This is a genomic window from Streptomyces sp. NPDC110618, from assembly GCF_055657065.1.
In genome coordinates this window covers 1-14983 of record NZ_JBVKBN010000044.1, presented here as the reverse complement: position 1 = coordinate 14983, position 14983 = coordinate 1, and the positions used below count along the sequence as shown (strand labels likewise).

Genomic DNA, 14983 nt, shown 5'->3' with positions numbered 1-14983 from the left:
CCGGCGAGTACTTACTGGGTGGCGCCACTGCTTCCTCGTTTCCCTCTCAGGACGATCCTATTGGATCCCTGTCCGGAAACTTCGGGGCACCCCAGCCGTCCAGAGGCTTGAAGCTGACGGAGGTCTCGCTCTGCGGAGCAGCCAGGAGTGGGTTCTGCACGATGTTGCGCTCATCGTGATAGAAGCTAGACAACTCCCTGATCCTGGACCTGCTCTCCTGCCGCTGGAAACCAATGGTTTCCTCGTCATCGAGACGACTGCGCTGAGGCACGCCGACCCACTGGTCAATCTGCGTAGCCGGCGCTGCGAAGAAGACCAGGGGCTTGCCCGACGGGGTCTGCTGCGTGATGTGGGCTGGGTACGTGTAGGTGATCGTCTTAGCGTTCACGCAGGGGCCTCCAGAGAGCATGATCCAAGATGCCTCCAACGCTACCTGCTGGGGGTCGATCTCCACCGCAAGTCTCACAAAGCCTGCTCCCCGACCTGCCCTTGACCTGCGTCGACCGCGAACACACGATCGACCCAGCAACTGCCGTGAGGGGATGTGCTGTTGGGCTGTCCCCTAGGTGATGTGAGCGTTCCACCGCCGACTGTCGGTGGGGGGCTCTACAGTTTCAACACCTGCTCATGCCGAAGTCGACCGAACGGCGACGACGGCCAAAGGGCGAGCGGGTCACAACTGAGTGGGTCCGGCATATAGCAGCCGGGCACCCGGGGAGGGGCATGATGCTCCAGATCAACGACGTGCGTGTCGAGACGATGTGCCGTCTGTACAGGAAGAACAAGGCGAGGGCGTGGGACGGCGAGTACCTCGACGTTCTCGACACCGCTCTGAACCTCACACTTGGCCACAGGCGTGCGGCCGAAGACCCCGACCTTCTGTGCCGGAACGTCATCCGGGACGCACGTCGGACGATCCGCCGCTCGGAGGCCAATGCCCGCCGGAGTGCCGCTTGCCGGCCGCTGGCCGACGCTGCTCGCCGCCGCGTATCCACTACCGCAGCGGACGGTTCGCCCGTCATCGAGATGGTCACGTACGACACCCCCGAAGAGCGTGCACTCGCAACCGAAACCATCCGGGAGCTGACCGCCTTCGCCGCGACGCTTGGTCCTCACGGCCCCGCCTGCCTCCAGGGCATGCTCGACATGGAGACCGTCCCTGACTCCGCCAGGAAGACTGGCGTGTCTGTGGCCACGGTTGAGCGTGCCCGACGCGCCCTCCGTATCCACGCCAAGGCGCTGATCAGCGACGCCGCATGACGACGTTCACCAACGTTCACGTCCGGGTGGCTGAGCCGTACGAAGGCACATCTCGTGTCGCTCTCCGGTTCACGCGGAGCGTCGTGAACATGCAGATCCCGACCGGGACCATCGGGGCCTATCTACTGATGGAGCACGAGCAGGAAGGTGCCCGCCCGCTGTACGTGGGACGGTCGGACACCTGTCTCCGCCGGAGGTTATCCCGTCATCCACTCCGCGGGCGTGCAACCCACTTCGTCGTGGCCCCGGCCCGCAACTCCCACCAGGCCTATGCGATCGAGTCCTACTGGTACCACCAATACCGGTCCGCGGGCAGCGCCATCCGGAACCAGATACACCCCGCCAGCCCTGCCGGAACAGGCCGCCGCTGCCCGTTCTGCCCTGAAACGGCTATCGAACGCGCCTTGAGCCGAGCTCTACCTCGACCACGTCTTTCTGACACCAGGAGCACATCATGACCACCGCCGACATGGACATCATCCCGGTCGTCCTCTCCGGACAGGCCCTTCTCAGCCTCCGCGAGTCCGGCCACAACTTCCCGTCTGCTGTCGGGGAGGTGATCGACAACAGCATCGAAGCCCGCGCGAACCACATCCAGATCATCACCGAAGAAGCGATGAAGAGCCGCAAGAAGACCCTCACACAGGTCTCCTTCATCGATGACGGTGAGGGCATGGACGACGAGACGCTGCAGCACTACCTTCAGCTCGGCTTCTCCAAGAGGTTCATGTCCGAGAAGACCATCGGGAAGTTCGGTGTCGGTGCGAAGCTCGCCGGTCTCAGCGTCGGCATGCGCATCGACGCCTGGTCCCGCGTCGAGGGCAGCGAGCAGATCAGGCACGTGTTCTTCGACCTCGAAGAGGGCATCGAGGCCGAGAAGCGCGGCGACAAGGTCGGGATCTACCCCCCCGATGACGAGCCTCTGCCCGCCCACCTTGAGGTCTACTTCCCGGAGGGCTCGGGCACCATGGTGACGTGGTCGAAGATCGACAGGGTCTCCGACGGCCATGGTCGGAGCACTCCGGACCACATTCGCAACGAGATGAACAAGGAACTGGCCCGGGTCTTCCGGGAGTTCCTGAGCGGTGGCATCCGGATCACCGTCGACCACACGGACTTGAAGCCCCACGACCCGACCTTTCTCCGGAAGGGCACCTGGGCCGACCAGGTGCTCACCGAGGAACTCGCACGCACCAGCGGCGAATCACGCGCTGAGGCACGGCACTTCCACGGTCAGGTCTTCTTCAACGAAGAGGTCAAGGTGCAGGGTACAGATCACAAGATCCGCGTCGTCATCGCTCTGGCACCGCCCGAGATCCTGCGCTTCAAGGGCGCCGGCGGCGACGCGTTCGCCAAGCGGCTGCGGATCCCGGACAACGAGGGCGCCATCAGCTTCATGCGGCTTGACCGCGAGATCAGCTACACCCCGGTAGCCAAGCTCTTTCCCTCCGGGATCCAAACCAAGGACCGGTACATCGGCTTCGAGGTCTACTTCACCCCGGAGCTCGACCGCATGATGGGCGTTCGCAACGTGAAGCGCGGGGCGGTCCCCGCTGATGAGCTTCGCAGGACCCTGCGGACCATCGCGGAGAGCGTCATCCCGAAGGCTCGTGACGAGATCGACCGCGTATGGGGTGAGGTCAACCGCGACGACGCAGTGAAGTCCGGCGAGCACGCCCCGATCACGAAGGCCCTCAAGGACGCGGACCGCACCATGCCGAAGGCCCGGGTCAAGCAGGTTCCCACGCCGGCCCAGCAGGAGAGGGAGTACGAAAATCTGGCCAAGGACGCTGGGCGGAACACGACGGAGGAGGAGAAGGCCGCCTACGTGCAGGAGATCAAGGAGCTTCCGTTCGTCATCGAGACGGTGGACGTGCCCGGAGATGATCTCTTTCAGCTCACGCACCTCAAGGATCAGACGATCATCCGGCTGAACCAGCGCCACGTATTCTACCAGGAGATGTACGAGCCCTTGCAGCTGCTGTCGAATGAGGGCGGCACGGGCACAGGCCCCAACGTGTCCGCAACGGCTCGCCGAGCCATCGAAGCCATCACCCTGCTCCTGGTGGCGTACGCGAAGGCCGAGTCCATGCACGAGACGCCGGTCGACCAGTACAAGGAGCTGCGGAAGTGGTGGGGCAGCTTCACCGAGCAGTACCTGACGAAGATCAAGGACGTCCTCTGAGGTCAGCTGACGGCTCGCGGACAGCATGAAGGGCCGGCGGAGACAAGTAGTTGTCGCCGCCGGCCCCTCGTCTGTCAAGCCACCGCGAGCGACACGAAGTCGCTGATGCTTCTCAGATCGCGTCGCCCGTGGAGGAAACCGACGCCGCGGTGAATGTGGATGATCAATGCGCGGGAAACGGCTTCGTCCGTGGGCTCTTCGCCGTCAGCGAGGCACCGTTGCTTCAGCAAGGCGAGGTATACGTCCCCGTACGCTCCAGCGAACGTCTTCCAGCTCATCTCGACGTTCGAGTCGGTGACGATGTCCTTAACCAGCGGAGTCGAAGCGTCACGCAGGGACAGTGCGAGGGCCCAGCGGCACAGGACGTTCCAGTGCGTGATGCCGGTATGGCGCTTGAGCCAGACGAGCTGGTCCTTGGCCGTCTGCGAGAGGCGGATGGTCTCAAGCGACATGCGCTGCTCCTGCGGTCCACCAGTAGCCCGGTTCGACGGTGGTGGTGAAGGTCTTGTCGTCGTGGACGAGGGTGTATGTGTGGGAGAGATAGGGCTTGAGGCGACCGAGCAGCTTCTCGTCGATTTCCTCGTCCGTGGACAGGAGCAGCACCTGGCGGCCAGCCTTGGGGAAGTAGCGGTCCACGAGGTGCTCCCGGTGCTTGCTGTCCAGACGGCCGAGCGGGGTGTCAATGACGCTCGGCAGCCGGTTGCCGGCGGTCTTGGCCAGGCCCCACAGGAGGGAGACGGCAAGCAGCTGTCGTTCGCCGGCGCTCAACCGGCCGGGATCGATGGTTTCGCCATCCGGGCCGGTGAGGACGAGGGCGAACTTGTCATCCGTGTTGATTTGGATGTCGCGGATGAGGCCCTGCTTGCGCATGAGCGTGTTGAAGCTGTGCAACACGGCGGCTTCGACGTTCTCGATGTGGTGAGCGAGGAGATCGTCCCCGAGCTGCTCAAGGGTGCCACGTGTCTTCTCTGAGTACTTGACCACTCGCTCTAGCCACGCAGAGCGCCACTCGGCCGCACGGCGGGATCGATGAGCACGGTCAAGCTCATCCTCTAGCCGTTGGCGGCGTGCGACTGCTTCAGCGTGGAGGGTTTCGCCTCGCTGGAATTGCGCCTGTGCGACCGCCATCCTGTCGATCGCGGTCTGGCGCTCTGTAACGAGCCCGCCGATGAACTCGTCGTCAGGCACGGCGTCTACCTGCTGCTGGGCGGCCTCGAGATGCTCCGCGATGTCGGCAGCTTCCTTCAGGAGATCGCGGGCCCGGGCGGAGTCACTGGCCAGCGCCTGGTCGAGTGCCGACAACTGCAGCAAGGCGTCGTGAGGGAGTCCGAGGTTGTACTCAAGGTCAGCGGCCCTCTCACGCTTCTTGCGATCGCTAGTGAGCTTCCTCTTCAGCGCGGAGCGGGCATTAGCGGGCAGCTCGTCTGCGACTTGCATGAGCAGCCACTCGTCGCGTTCCTCTAGGACTCCGAGGAAGCGCGAGGCATCATCGGCTTCCTTTTCCAGCTCCGCCTGCTTCCTGACTCCGGCGAGTTGATCCTGCAGGAGTAGAAGCGGAAGCGGTCCTTCGGCTAGAGAGATCAAAGCCTTGTTCGTAGCCACCGCTTGATTCTTGACGCGGTTACGCTCGGCCTCCAGTTCCTTCCTGCGCTCGTACTCCTTGCCGCCAGCACGCTCGAACTTGTACTCAACCTCATCCAATTCCTTTTGGCGCACGAGGAGTTCTGAGCGGGCTGCCGCCATTAGCTGATGGGCATCAGACGCGGCCTGGGTGGCCTGCGCCAACTCCAGTTCTTGCTTCCGGATTTTGTCCAGAACGTCTTGATCGGCGTCGGACAGCCGCTGACGGTTCTGGAGGGTCTTGAGGAGTTGCCGCAGACGTTCTACGGCGCTGACGCCGAGGAGCGAGTGAATGGCCGACTCGATGACCTTGGCTGCGCTTCGTGGATCGGCAAGCTCCTCAATCTTCTCTCCGTCGAAGAAGAAGAGCGTGGCTACGTCGAGCGGAAGGATCGTCTCAACGTGATCGGCCCAGCCCTCAGTCAGTGGGCGACTGAACTCGCCATCGACCAAGACAGTCAGGAATTCACGCAGCGTCTTACTGCCGGTGAAGTACCAGTTCCTGACGACACGGTAGTAGTGTTCTTCCCCCTCCACGGTGATGGAGAATTCCAAGGCGATGGATGCGCCCTCGGCGGGATCTGCCTCTCGGTTGATGCACTGCTGAAGATAGTCGTTGTAAGGGCGGCTGCCGCGGCCGCTGCAGTCAGCTTTGGGGCCGTAGAGTACGAGCTGGATGGCATCGAGGAGCGTGGTCTTGCCACAGCCGTTCAGTCCGCCGATGAGGACGATGGGGCGCCCGGGCTCTGTGCGGAGGTCGAGCCGCTGCTCGCCTTGGTACGCCCCAAAGTCGCGCAGCGTGATGTTATGCAGGAGCATCGTTCTACTCTTCGTCCAAAGTCGGGGCCTGGTGCTGGTCTGTGGTCTCAGGTCGGACGCCGCTCTCGTGCATAGCTTGCTTAAGCTGCGCGAACTCCAGCGCGTCCTCTTTGCTCTCGTAGAACCCCTTTTCGATCACTTTCTCAAGCGCCTCGTAGAGACCCTTGCGCCGTGTCTTGGTCCTGTATTCACGTTCAACAGCCAGTAGTTCACGGACCATGGTGAAGTGGATTTCGTCGTCGCCGCAGATCTTGCGGAGGAGGTCGATCTCGTTCGCGCGGATGACCAGGCTCTCCTCAAGGTCTTGCCCGGGGAACTTCTCGCCGGTCTCTTCCTCGTAGATCCGCGGGAGGATGTCTTCTACCTCGTGCTTCTTGAACACCCAGATCCGACGGATTTCGTGCAGCTCTTCCATCGTGATCAGCTCGATGTTGCGGGCCTCCTCGGGACCTTCCCTACGGACGTGCGCCTGGGCGCGAAGCAGCTTCCGCAGCCAGTCCTCGCGAGCCTTCTGGGTGTACGGGCCCTGGATGATGCGGTCGTTGAACAGCTGCACTCGACCGTTCATCCGCCGGAAGTCCCGTGTCTCCTTCTCCTTCGACACGTCGTCCAGCTCGTTGCGAAGAGAGAGGAGTGGACGCATCCACTTCTTCTGCTCCGGGTCGTTTTGGATCATGGCAGTCATGGACTTGTCCTGGTCCACAAGCGTGCATGTCCAGCAGCCGAACCGGCTGTCACCGCAGGACGGGGTGGTGTCGTCCACAACCAGCGGACATTCGGAGTCGCTGGATGCCCCCTGATACATGGTGAGCAGGTCCTTGTTCTTGTAACCCCATGGATTGGCCTGCTGCATGAGGAAGGCCCAGACCTCGTCGTTGCTCCAGTCCTCGATAGGGCTGTAGACAAGCGAGTTTGGGAGGTTGCCATTGGGGGACAGGCGGTCGCGCACGCGCCGCTTCTCGTGCTTTGCCATGGCTCGGGCGCGGGCCTGACTTTCAGCCTTGCGGATACCGAGGACGAGGATGGCTTCGCCATGACGACGCACAACCTGGCGGATGAAGCGGTTGGATGGCTTGATCTTCATGCGCTCCGTGCACCAACGGAACTTCGGCCGAGGGGCCGGGTATCCGCGGCCAATCAAGTTGACCCAGAAGGTGTCCTCTACCTTGGGGGTGAGCCGGTGCGGTTCGATCGGCAGGTTCTGCTCGGCCGCGGCCTTCTTCATTGTCTCAAGTGATTGCGACACCCAGGCAGCAACGATGGGATTTTCTACCAGGGTGTCAGTACTGATCACATGTACCGGCTTGGTGCGCTGCTCGGCCGGCAGTCCTTGCAGAGCAAGCCATACGAGTTGAAGGACGGCGGTGGAATCCTTTCCGCCGCTGTAGCCGATGACCCAAGGCACCTCGTCCGCGGTGTAGAGCTCACGCACTTCATCGGTCAGCTCGTTCACGACCTCGGAAAGGCCCCGGCCCTGGAAGGCCACGGGACGTGCCACGGTGCTCATGCATCTCCTCGTGCGTATGCGTCCTCTACACGCTGTTCTTCGGGGCTGAGCCGAAGGTCCATGTGGTGTCGGAGGTAGTTCACAGTCAAAGTCAGGTTCTGGTGGCTCTTCGACACGCGGCCACCCACGAGTGCTCGGCCTTCCCAGTCGGTGTTGCTGCGCGTCCAGTCCACGGACTTCAAGCGGGCCAATTTCGGCTTCCACGCCTTGGGAGAATGTGCGTTCCTCAGGAGGGTGTTACCGATCCTGCCTAGGGCATGCAGCGCGATGCCATGGCTATGAATGAAGTCACGGCGAACCTCGGGGGCCGTCAACTCGCGGCGGCGCACCAGAGACCATTCTGGGATGACCGCGTCAATGGCCTCCCAATACTGCTCAGCGAGTGTTTGCGCTTGTTCCTTTTTAACCTCAAGTCCCTGAAGGAGAGACTGAGTTGCGTAATAGACAGCACTGAGAGTGAACAGCTTGCGGGACCGTTGGGAGAGGGTGCTGTTCTCCATCTCCACGTGTCCCTTGAAGACGGGCGACTTCATGGCAAGCAGTCGGGTGATGATGGCCAGGTCGTCTCGGTGGTCATAGAGCACGCCGATGGACCGGGCCGGGCGAACGGCATGACGGTTGAGGTCGGCGAACATCTGCTGGCAGCGGGCGAGGCCGGCATCGTGGAAGAAGACGACGGCGATGGTCTCTTCGCCGAGATCCGGGTTCTCCTTCAGCGCCTGTTCGATCGCAGCTCGACGATGCTGGCCGTCGTTGATGAGGAAGCGAGCGGCCATGGGGATGCGGATCTGCCCTGCGCGCATCCCCACCCCGGAGTCAGAGATGCTCTCGAAGTGCATCTCGCCATCCACGGACGCCGTCAGCGCACTAAAGACGTAATCGTCCGGATTGTCCACAATGTACCGAGTGAGGGCTGGGAGTCTCCCCTTGTTCAGCACCCGTTGCGCGCGTACTTCAGGGGCCAGCTCGTCTTCATCGAACAGGAAGATCTTCGGAATGAGACGAAGCGGACACATGGAGACGTAGAACTCGCGCCCCGCCTGGACCCCTCGGATGGCTGGAAAGATGTACTCGAAGCCTGACGAGGTAGCGGCGTCTGCGAGCTGCGAAGGTGACTGTGATCCCACCTGCGCAACGGTATCGTACTCGTACGTCAGAGATTAGACGTACAGGGCATGCAGGAATAACGCACAGAGGTGTGGTGGGGCTAGTGGTGACGTATCTCGACGCGGCAGCGACCACGCGCGTGGACCCGCGCGTGGCCGAGGTTGTCCTGCACTGGATGACTGAGGAGTTCGGTAACGCAGGCAGTCGCACCCACGAGTACGGCTCCCGGGCGAAACGTGCCGTGCAGCAGGCGCGTCAGTACTTGGCCGGTACGTTCGATGCCGAGGTAGACGAGCTGATCTTCACCAGCGGCGCGACCGAGAGCAACAACATCGCCCTGCTGGGTCTGGCCCCCCATGGCGAAGAGACTGGCCGACGTCACATCATCACCTCGGCAATTGAACACAAAGCGGTCATCGAGCCTCTTGAGTACCTGCAGACACGGGGCTTCGAGGTCGACTTCATCGAACCCGGCCCGTCAGGACGCGTCAGCGTCGACGCCGTGATGGAACGCCTGCGTCCGGACACCCTGCTGGTATCGCTCATGCACGTCAACAATGAGACAGGGGTCGTGCAGCCTGTCGCCGAGCTCGCGCACAAGCTGCGTGAGACCTCCACATACATGCACGTGGATGCCGCACAGGGCTACGGGAAACTGACACAGGACCTCACGGCGCCCATCGACATGATCAGTGTCAGCGGGCACAAGATCGGCGGACCCAAGGGCGTCGGGATGCTCCTGGCCCGCCACCGCGGCTGGGACACCCTGCCCCTCAAGCCGATCATGTTCGGCGGCGGTCAGGAGCGGAAACTGCGGCCGGGTACCCTCCCGGTCCCGTTGATCATGGGGTTGGCTGAAGCGGCAAAGATCTTCCACAAGGAACACGCCCAGTGGAACAAGGAAGCGGCTGCTTTCCGTGCTCGCCTCCTGGACGCACTCGCGAAGACGCGCTTCCGTATTAACGGCGACCAAGACCACACGGTCCCTCACATCCTCAACCTGACCTTCGACGGCGTGGACGCCGAGGCGCTCATCGTGATGCTGAAGGACCAGGTCGCCGTGGCGACGGGCTCCGCCTGCACGAGCGCCTCCTACACCCCCAGCCACGTCCTGACCGCCATGGGCCTGCCTGAAGAAGTGGCTTCCAACGGGCTCCGCCTGTCGTGGTTCCCCAGCCAGACGACGGACCTGGACCCCACCGAGCTGGCAAATGCGATCATGCGCTTGCAGCCCGACTCAGCTTGATCGGTCATGCGGTGCCCGCCGGACCAGACGATGCCCCCGCAACTCGCGCCCACAGCGTAGGAGCTCCGCTTCCCAACCGTTCTCCGTACCGATGAGGTGAGGGTGCTCGTACAGCCCCGCCTTCACCTCTGCTGCCGTGAGTCGCTTGTAACGCTCGACGTCTGGATCGTCGGGAGCCAGGAACTCGTGCTTGCGGTGCAGTAGAGGCCGGTTCATGGATTCGGCGTATGAGGTGTGGGAGGTCTCAAGCGTTTTGAGATCTACCTGGTACGACGACAGGATCCGCGGGTGCGGGTCGCTGTCGAAGTCGGGGTAGTCCAGCCAGCTCACCGCCCGTCCCTGATGACGCAGCTTGGCCACGGTCCAATCCTGTGGGCGGCCGGCCGCGATCGAGGCGCAGTGCTCGTACAGGCGCAGGACCGTGGGCATGCGGTCGAGGGCGCGCTGATGCACGTACAACGCGGTCGGGGTCAGCTTCCCGACCGCGGAAGCGTTCATGGCTCCGCGGAGGTACGCGTCGTCGCGGAGTTTCAGCAGAAGACGGTCGGATCGCTGGCATGCCTCCTTGTAGGAGGTGAAAAAGGCACGGACGTCGAGCTGGACACTCAAGGGGAGGCTGCTGAAAGGGCCGCGGCCGTTGAAGAGTTCGACGGCCAGGAAGAGCAGCGTATTGAGCGTGGTCCGCTTCTGGCCCTCCTCGACCTTGGCTTGCTCGGCGGAGTCCCGGACAAGACGGCGCAGTTCACTGGGGCGTAGGTGGCCGAGAAGCTCAGCCATCGGCTGGGGCACTTCCTCCATACGGGGAAGGCGCCCGCGCCGTTCCACGTGGTCGACCACTGCGGCGATCGCCGAGGTCGTGTCTTCGGAAGCGAGCCACTCAGCGTCGGGAACGATCCGTTGAGCGAGGTAGCTCAGTCGCGCCTTCTCATCCTTGAAGGCATAGACAATCCCTGGCGCCGCGGAGACAGTCCGTACGCCCGTTACTTCTTCGACGTAGTTGCGCAGTTCGCTTGCCCCGAAGAGGTGCTGGAACGTTTGCCGGCTGGTGAGCAGGCCGTCACCGAACGCCTCACCGCGGACCTTCGACTTCTCCCAGGTAAGTCGTGCTGAGGCGACCAGGACTGTTCCCGCCAGGTCCCACGCTGCCTTCAGCGTCTTTCGCCGTTCCTGCGGATCTTCGATGACGTTGAGGACGTAGGTAAGAAGAACAACGTCCGCGGGCTGCAGCGTCGTCTCGGGTAGGTAGAACGGATCCCAGCCAACGGCGCGGTAGTCCAGCTGCTGAAGGGTGTGCACGTCACCACCGCGGCCGCAACCGTAGTCAAGGACGGTACGTCCGGGGAGTACCTGCCTGTCGATCACAGCCTGTCGGGCAGGCACGGAGAGGCTTTTGCGGCTGATCGCGGTGAGTCTGCGGTCGCTGCTCCATGCCTGCTGCTCCATGTTCACGCCCTTGCATAACTGGGGGGACACCGGGAGGGTAACGTCGGGCGCTCCTGGGCTTGGGGGTAACTCGGGAAGGCGACCGGCTGCCGGCGACGGGCATCGACGTCTACATGCCTGGGCAGGTCCGGCAGGTTCGCCACCCACAGCCTGGCGCGATGTACTTCTCGGTGGCCTAGCGGTGTCACGTCGCCCCCGTGCTCAGACGGAGTCCAGGTCGTCGAAGATGCTCCGGCTCTCTGTGCCGTCGCAGCTTGCCTCTTCGCTCTCCTCCTCTTCGAAGCCCCCACCGCACAGGGGAGACGTGTACAGGTAGGTGCTGAGTACGTCTTCCGTGTACGAGAGCTCAGCGGAAGCATTGGGGTGGTCCTCGTAGGCGACGCGGTAGGCGACCACAGCCGCCTCGTAGTGTCGCGCAATGTGGAGCCAGTCTTCCTCAGATTCCCATTCGATGGTGCTTCCCGGGTCCTCGATCACGTCCGCTAGTTCGGGGATGACGTCGCGGAAGACTCGCTCTCGGAGTTCTTGGTACTCATCTGGAGTGGTGAGTTCAGTAGTTGCGGACGTTTTTGCCCAGTCGAAGTCGACCTCAAGATGGATAGGGAGGGATGTGGCGTTCTCTGTGATCTTGGCAACGGCAGACCTCCGTTCCCTTTCCGGGAGGAGCCCGGCTTGCCACAGGCGAGCCAAGAGCTTTATGCCAGTTACCCCGAAGCGAAGCGTGTCTACATGGATGAACATTCCGATGATGTCTCCTCTCAACTCTGCAAGCCTCAGTAGGAAGGCGGGGCTGCAACACGAGGAGAGGAACTCGGCGAACTCCGGCGACTCGCAGAGAAGACGAGTGTCCTGAAGTTCCGAGATTCGGTTGATGAGGAGGTCGTAGCACACCTCCGGGATGATGACTGTCTCGCGTGAAACGTCTTGTTGGCCGCCACAGTCGACCATGGTGAACAGTGCTCTTTCGGTCAGCCCGGAGATAAAGATCTCGACCAACTCGCTGTTCTGGCCGATGTGTTTCGCCAGGGCGTGCGCCAAACTGGGATGGTAAAACTTCCATCGTGGGCTGGTCTGAGTGTCGACCCTAAGGAGGAACGACCCGCTCAAGCGACCAAGGGCCTGAGTCACTCCGGCCTTGGTTCCCCCTATGAGATCCAGTGCTTCTCCCTCCCGAGAGGTGAAGGTGATAGGTGACTTCAAACCTTCACCGGCCATGTACACCAGGCACAGTGTCGAAAGTGAATCTTGATCCAGCCCTCTGAGTACCTCACAGAGGTGGTCGATGGGGTTCTCGAAGAAGTCCAGCAGCTGCTGCTCCGATCCACTCTCAAGCCCGGATGACAAGTAGGTACTTCCCAGTCGCCTGGCTTGCTCGGGCGTGAAGGATGTAGATCGAGCCGCGATGTGTAGATGGTCCTTAATTTCTGTGAGGAAGCTCTTGGGCTGGTCTCCGTGCCGTAGGTGATTGTAGAGAATCTGCTCCCTTTCTCCGACTGTCAGGCAGTGGGGAGACAGATCCACCCGGCGATCGAGGAGTTCCCTTGCGGCTCCCTTGAACTCACCTCGTGCGGCTTCAAGGATGTAATCGCGACTAGTGAAGACAAAACGCGCCCCGTTCTTGATCGCAGTTCGCATCAGCCCCGAGTTGCGAACCCACTTCTCGGTAGACCGGGCATCGAACCTAAAGACGCCGAACGCGTCGTCAACCCAGAATAGCTGGTGTGGCTCGTGCGGATTCCACGCCTCCCGGAACTCCTCAGGTGCGTCAACCCTAATGACGGCACTCCCATAAGCATCCACCGCACCGATGGCTAGAGCGGCCGCCGTGATGGACTTCCCAGAACCCGCCCCACCGACCAGGATGGCGAACCCGTGATTATCCAGATACTCCATGGCCTGTGCGTAGAATTTGGTTCGCACGAACGTGGCCAGGCTCTCGTCGCCGAGGTGCGATAGGAAAGCGTGGGCTTGACTGTACCGTCTTTCGTCAAGAATCTGAGTCAGATCACCGAGCCCGTACATCCGAGGAAGTTTCCTGCGCAGGCTCACACTGCTGGTGATCATTTCCTGAATCCAAGTCCCGCTCAACACGAGGACGTCCTTGGCCCCAGCAGCCTGGAACATGTCGCGCATCACTCTCTCGCTGTCTGCTGTGACGCGCGCGTTAGTCATGAGCACATAAGTTGAGCAGATTTGTTCTGCCGCCAGTCTGCTGACCTTCTTTACTTCGCCGGTGACGTCTGAGGGTTTGAGTGTGTCTGACTCATTCTGGACAAACTTGCACTGGATGACAAAAGGTCCTTTGAGCCTGCTGGCACCCGGGCCCCCGAACGGAGCCGGCGCCTTGGGATCCGGCTCCCAGTCCCCATAGAAGGCGCCATCACGTCCACCGTCGCTGCCTTCAGCGAAGCTCACCACTGTCGGCCCTAGGATCTCTCTTATGATGGCCAAGGCGAGATCCTCGAACGCTCGCCATCCAAGGGTGTGCAGCCGATAGCTTGGACGAGCGAACGCCTCTCCTGGATACCGGCCGGAGTGTGAACTGGTCATGAGACAAAGGCTACTTGCGACGGCTCAGGTGGCGGCGGGAGACAGCCAGTGCTGCTGGGCCAGCGAGTGGCTGCTGCGTAGCACACTAGGTCCTGTCGCCGCGCCCAGCGGAAAACCACGGGCGCACGCCGACAGCACGCGGCATCATGAGGCATGAGTTCGGATGACTGGCACCTCACCGAAGACATCGACGACTTTCTCGCTCGCGCCGGAGACTTCCTGCACTCACGCCCCGCCCTGCACACCGTCCCACTGACGGTGACCGAGGCACTGCGTACGCGCGGGACGGACGCGTACGGCTCCGAAGCCCCCATCTTCGGTTTGCTGGAGCGGGCGGGCGAGGTCCGCGCGACCTTCTTCCGTACCCCGCCCCGCCGCCTGACCGTCACCCCCCTTAGCCCCGAAGAGGCCGACAGCCTCGCCGCCCACCTAGCCGGCCTCGGCCACTGCCTCCCCGGCGTCAACGCGGACCACGACACCGCCGCCTCCTTCGCCGAGGCTTGGCAGCGGCACACGGGCGCGAGACCGACGTTGCACGAGCAGGAGCGTCTGTACCGCCTGGGCACGCTCACACCGCCGGAGCCGTTCCCTGAGGGCCGGGGGCGAGTCGCGGGCGAGGAGGACCGCGAACAACTCATGCTCTGGCACCGGGAGTTCGTCACCGCCATCGGAGGAACCCCGTCTGCGGACAACAGCTCATGGGCGGACTCGCGCATCGCCGACGAACGCGTCACGCTGTGGGAAACCCCGGACGGTTCCCCCGTCTCCATGGCAGGCAGGACCCCCATGGTCGCGGGCCAGATCCGGGTGGCCCCCGTCTATACCCCGGCTCACCTGCGTGGTCGCGGTTATGCGGGCGCCGTGACAGCCGAGGTGAGCCGAGCCGCACTATCCGCGGGCGCGGCGGAGGTCCTGCTGTTCGCGGACCTGGCCAACCCCACCAGCAACGGCCTCTACCAGCGGATCGGGTACCGCCCGATCGCCGACTTCGCGGTGTACGACGTTTAGCGTGCCGCGCCGGAGATCCGTCGAAGAACTCCAGAGGGCTGCGGGCAGCGCAGCGAACACGTGGCTGGCGCGCAGCCTCGACGCCACAGCACCCAGACTCAATGCCTGCCTGCACCACGCGGTCCGTGGGGCATTAGATGGGCTGAGCTGACCCCGGATTCGTGGAGTCCCTGAAGCCAGGCTTATGATCCTGGCCCGAAGGAGAACCACGAGCAGTGCCAGCACCACGTAAGTACCC

11 protein-coding genes are annotated in these 14983 nt (G+C 62.7%); 4 read left to right on the top strand and 7 right to left on the bottom strand.

What is annotated here, in order from left to right; genetic code table 11:
* Nucleotides 1-46 precede the first annotated feature (46 nt).
* Nucleotides 47-466: a hypothetical protein gene (locus tag ACZ7L7_RS37040; RefSeq protein ID WP_472078016.1), complete on the bottom strand. Its 420-nt coding sequence runs from the start codon at nt 464-466 to the stop codon at nt 47-49.
* 257 nt (nt 467-723) lie between these two features.
* On the opposite strand from ACZ7L7_RS37040, the gene ACZ7L7_RS37035 reads away from it, so the two are divergent.
* Together ACZ7L7_RS37035 and ACZ7L7_RS37030 are read left to right on the top strand one after the other, a co-directional pair.
* Nucleotides 724-1260, top strand: a complete 537-nt coding sequence (locus tag ACZ7L7_RS37035; RefSeq protein WP_229830114.1) for a hypothetical protein — start codon at nt 724-726, stop codon at nt 1258-1260.
* Nucleotides 1261-1714: 454 nt separating this feature from the next.
* Nucleotides 1715-3445, top strand: a complete 1731-nt coding sequence (locus ACZ7L7_RS37030; RefSeq protein WP_191884019.1) for an ATP-binding protein — start codon at nt 1715-1717, stop codon at nt 3443-3445.
* Nucleotides 3446-3519: 74 nt separating this feature from the next.
* Here ACZ7L7_RS37030 and dndE read toward each other — a convergent pair whose 3' ends face one another.
* The 4 genes from dndE to dndB are packed head-to-tail and all read right to left on the bottom strand — an operon-like array spanning nt 3520 to nt 8518.
* A complete protein-coding gene (gene dndE, locus ACZ7L7_RS37025) occupies nt 3520-3897 on the bottom strand; it encodes a DNA sulfur modification protein DndE (RefSeq protein WP_191884018.1) in 378 nt (125 codons plus the stop codon).
* The gene (gene dndD, locus ACZ7L7_RS37020) at nt 3887-5884 is read right to left on the bottom strand and encodes a DNA sulfur modification protein DndD (protein WP_472078015.1); all 1998 of its coding nucleotides are present in this window, start codon (nt 5882-5884) and stop codon (nt 3887-3889) included. The genes dndE and dndD overlap by 11 nt, the downstream gene beginning before the upstream one ends.
* Nucleotides 5885-5888: 4 nt before the next feature.
* Nucleotides 5889-7391 (bottom strand): DNA phosphorothioation system sulfurtransferase DndC, encoded by a 1503-nt coding sequence (gene dndC, locus ACZ7L7_RS37015; RefSeq protein WP_472078013.1) that lies wholly within the window; start codon nt 7389-7391, stop codon nt 5889-5891.
* Nucleotides 7388-8518, bottom strand: a complete 1131-nt coding sequence (gene dndB / locus ACZ7L7_RS37010; RefSeq protein ID WP_359477448.1) for a DNA sulfur modification protein DndB — start codon at nt 8516-8518, stop codon at nt 7388-7390. The genes dndC and dndB overlap by 4 nt, the downstream gene beginning before the upstream one ends.
* A gap of 83 nt (nt 8519-8601) precedes the next feature.
* On the opposite strand from dndB, the gene dndA reads away from it, so the two are divergent.
* Nucleotides 8602-9744 carry a cysteine desulfurase DndA gene (gene dndA / locus ACZ7L7_RS37005; RefSeq protein WP_191884015.1) on the top strand — a complete coding sequence of 381 codons (1143 nt, stop codon included), beginning with the start codon at nt 8602-8604 and terminating at the stop codon, nt 9742-9744.
* Here dndA and ACZ7L7_RS37000 read toward each other — a convergent pair.
* Nucleotides 9736-11187 (bottom strand): DNA phosphorothioation-associated putative methyltransferase, encoded by a 1452-nt coding sequence (locus tag ACZ7L7_RS37000; RefSeq protein WP_435270126.1) that lies wholly within the window; start codon nt 11185-11187, stop codon nt 9736-9738. The two genes, dndA and ACZ7L7_RS37000, sit on opposite strands and share 9 nt — an antisense overlap.
* Nucleotides 11188-11388: 201 nt before the next feature.
* A complete protein-coding gene (locus ACZ7L7_RS36995; protein ID WP_472078011.1) occupies nt 11389-13737 on the bottom strand; it encodes an nSTAND3 domain-containing NTPase in 2349 nt (782 codons plus the stop codon).
* Nucleotides 13738-13890: 153 nt separating this feature from the next.
* Here ACZ7L7_RS36995 and ACZ7L7_RS36990 point away from each other — a divergent pair, with 153 nt between their 5' ends.
* Nucleotides 13891-14745, top strand: coding sequence for a GNAT family N-acetyltransferase (locus ACZ7L7_RS36990; RefSeq protein ID WP_472078010.1), 855 nt, complete (start codon nt 13891-13893; stop codon nt 14743-14745).
* Nucleotides 14746-14983 lie beyond the last annotated feature (238 nt).

Coding starts and splice junctions, on each gene's coding strand:
- ACZ7L7_RS37035 (WP_229830114.1), top strand. CDS start 724: ATGATGCTCCAGATCAACGACGTGCGTGTCGAGACGATGTGCCGTCTG.
- ACZ7L7_RS37030 (WP_191884019.1), top strand. CDS start 1,715: ATGACCACCGCCGACATGGACATCATCCCGGTCGTCCTCTCCGGACAG.
- dndE (WP_191884018.1), bottom strand. CDS start 3,897: ATGTCGCTTGAGACCATCCGCCTCTCGCAGACGGCCAAGGACCAGCTC.
- dndD (WP_472078015.1), bottom strand. CDS start 5,884: ATGCTCCTGCATAACATCACGCTGCGCGACTTTGGGGCGTACCAAGGC.
- dndC (WP_472078013.1), bottom strand. CDS start 7,391: ATGAGCACCGTGGCACGTCCCGTGGCCTTCCAGGGCCGGGGCCTTTCC.
- ACZ7L7_RS37000 (WP_435270126.1), bottom strand. CDS start 11,187: ATGGAGCAGCAGGCATGGAGCAGCGACCGCAGACTCACCGCGATCAGC.
- ACZ7L7_RS36995 (WP_472078011.1), bottom strand. CDS start 13,737: ATGACCAGTTCACACTCCGGCCGGTATCCAGGAGAGGCGTTCGCTCGT.
- ACZ7L7_RS36990 (WP_472078010.1), top strand. CDS start 13,891: ATGAGTTCGGATGACTGGCACCTCACCGAAGACATCGACGACTTTCTC.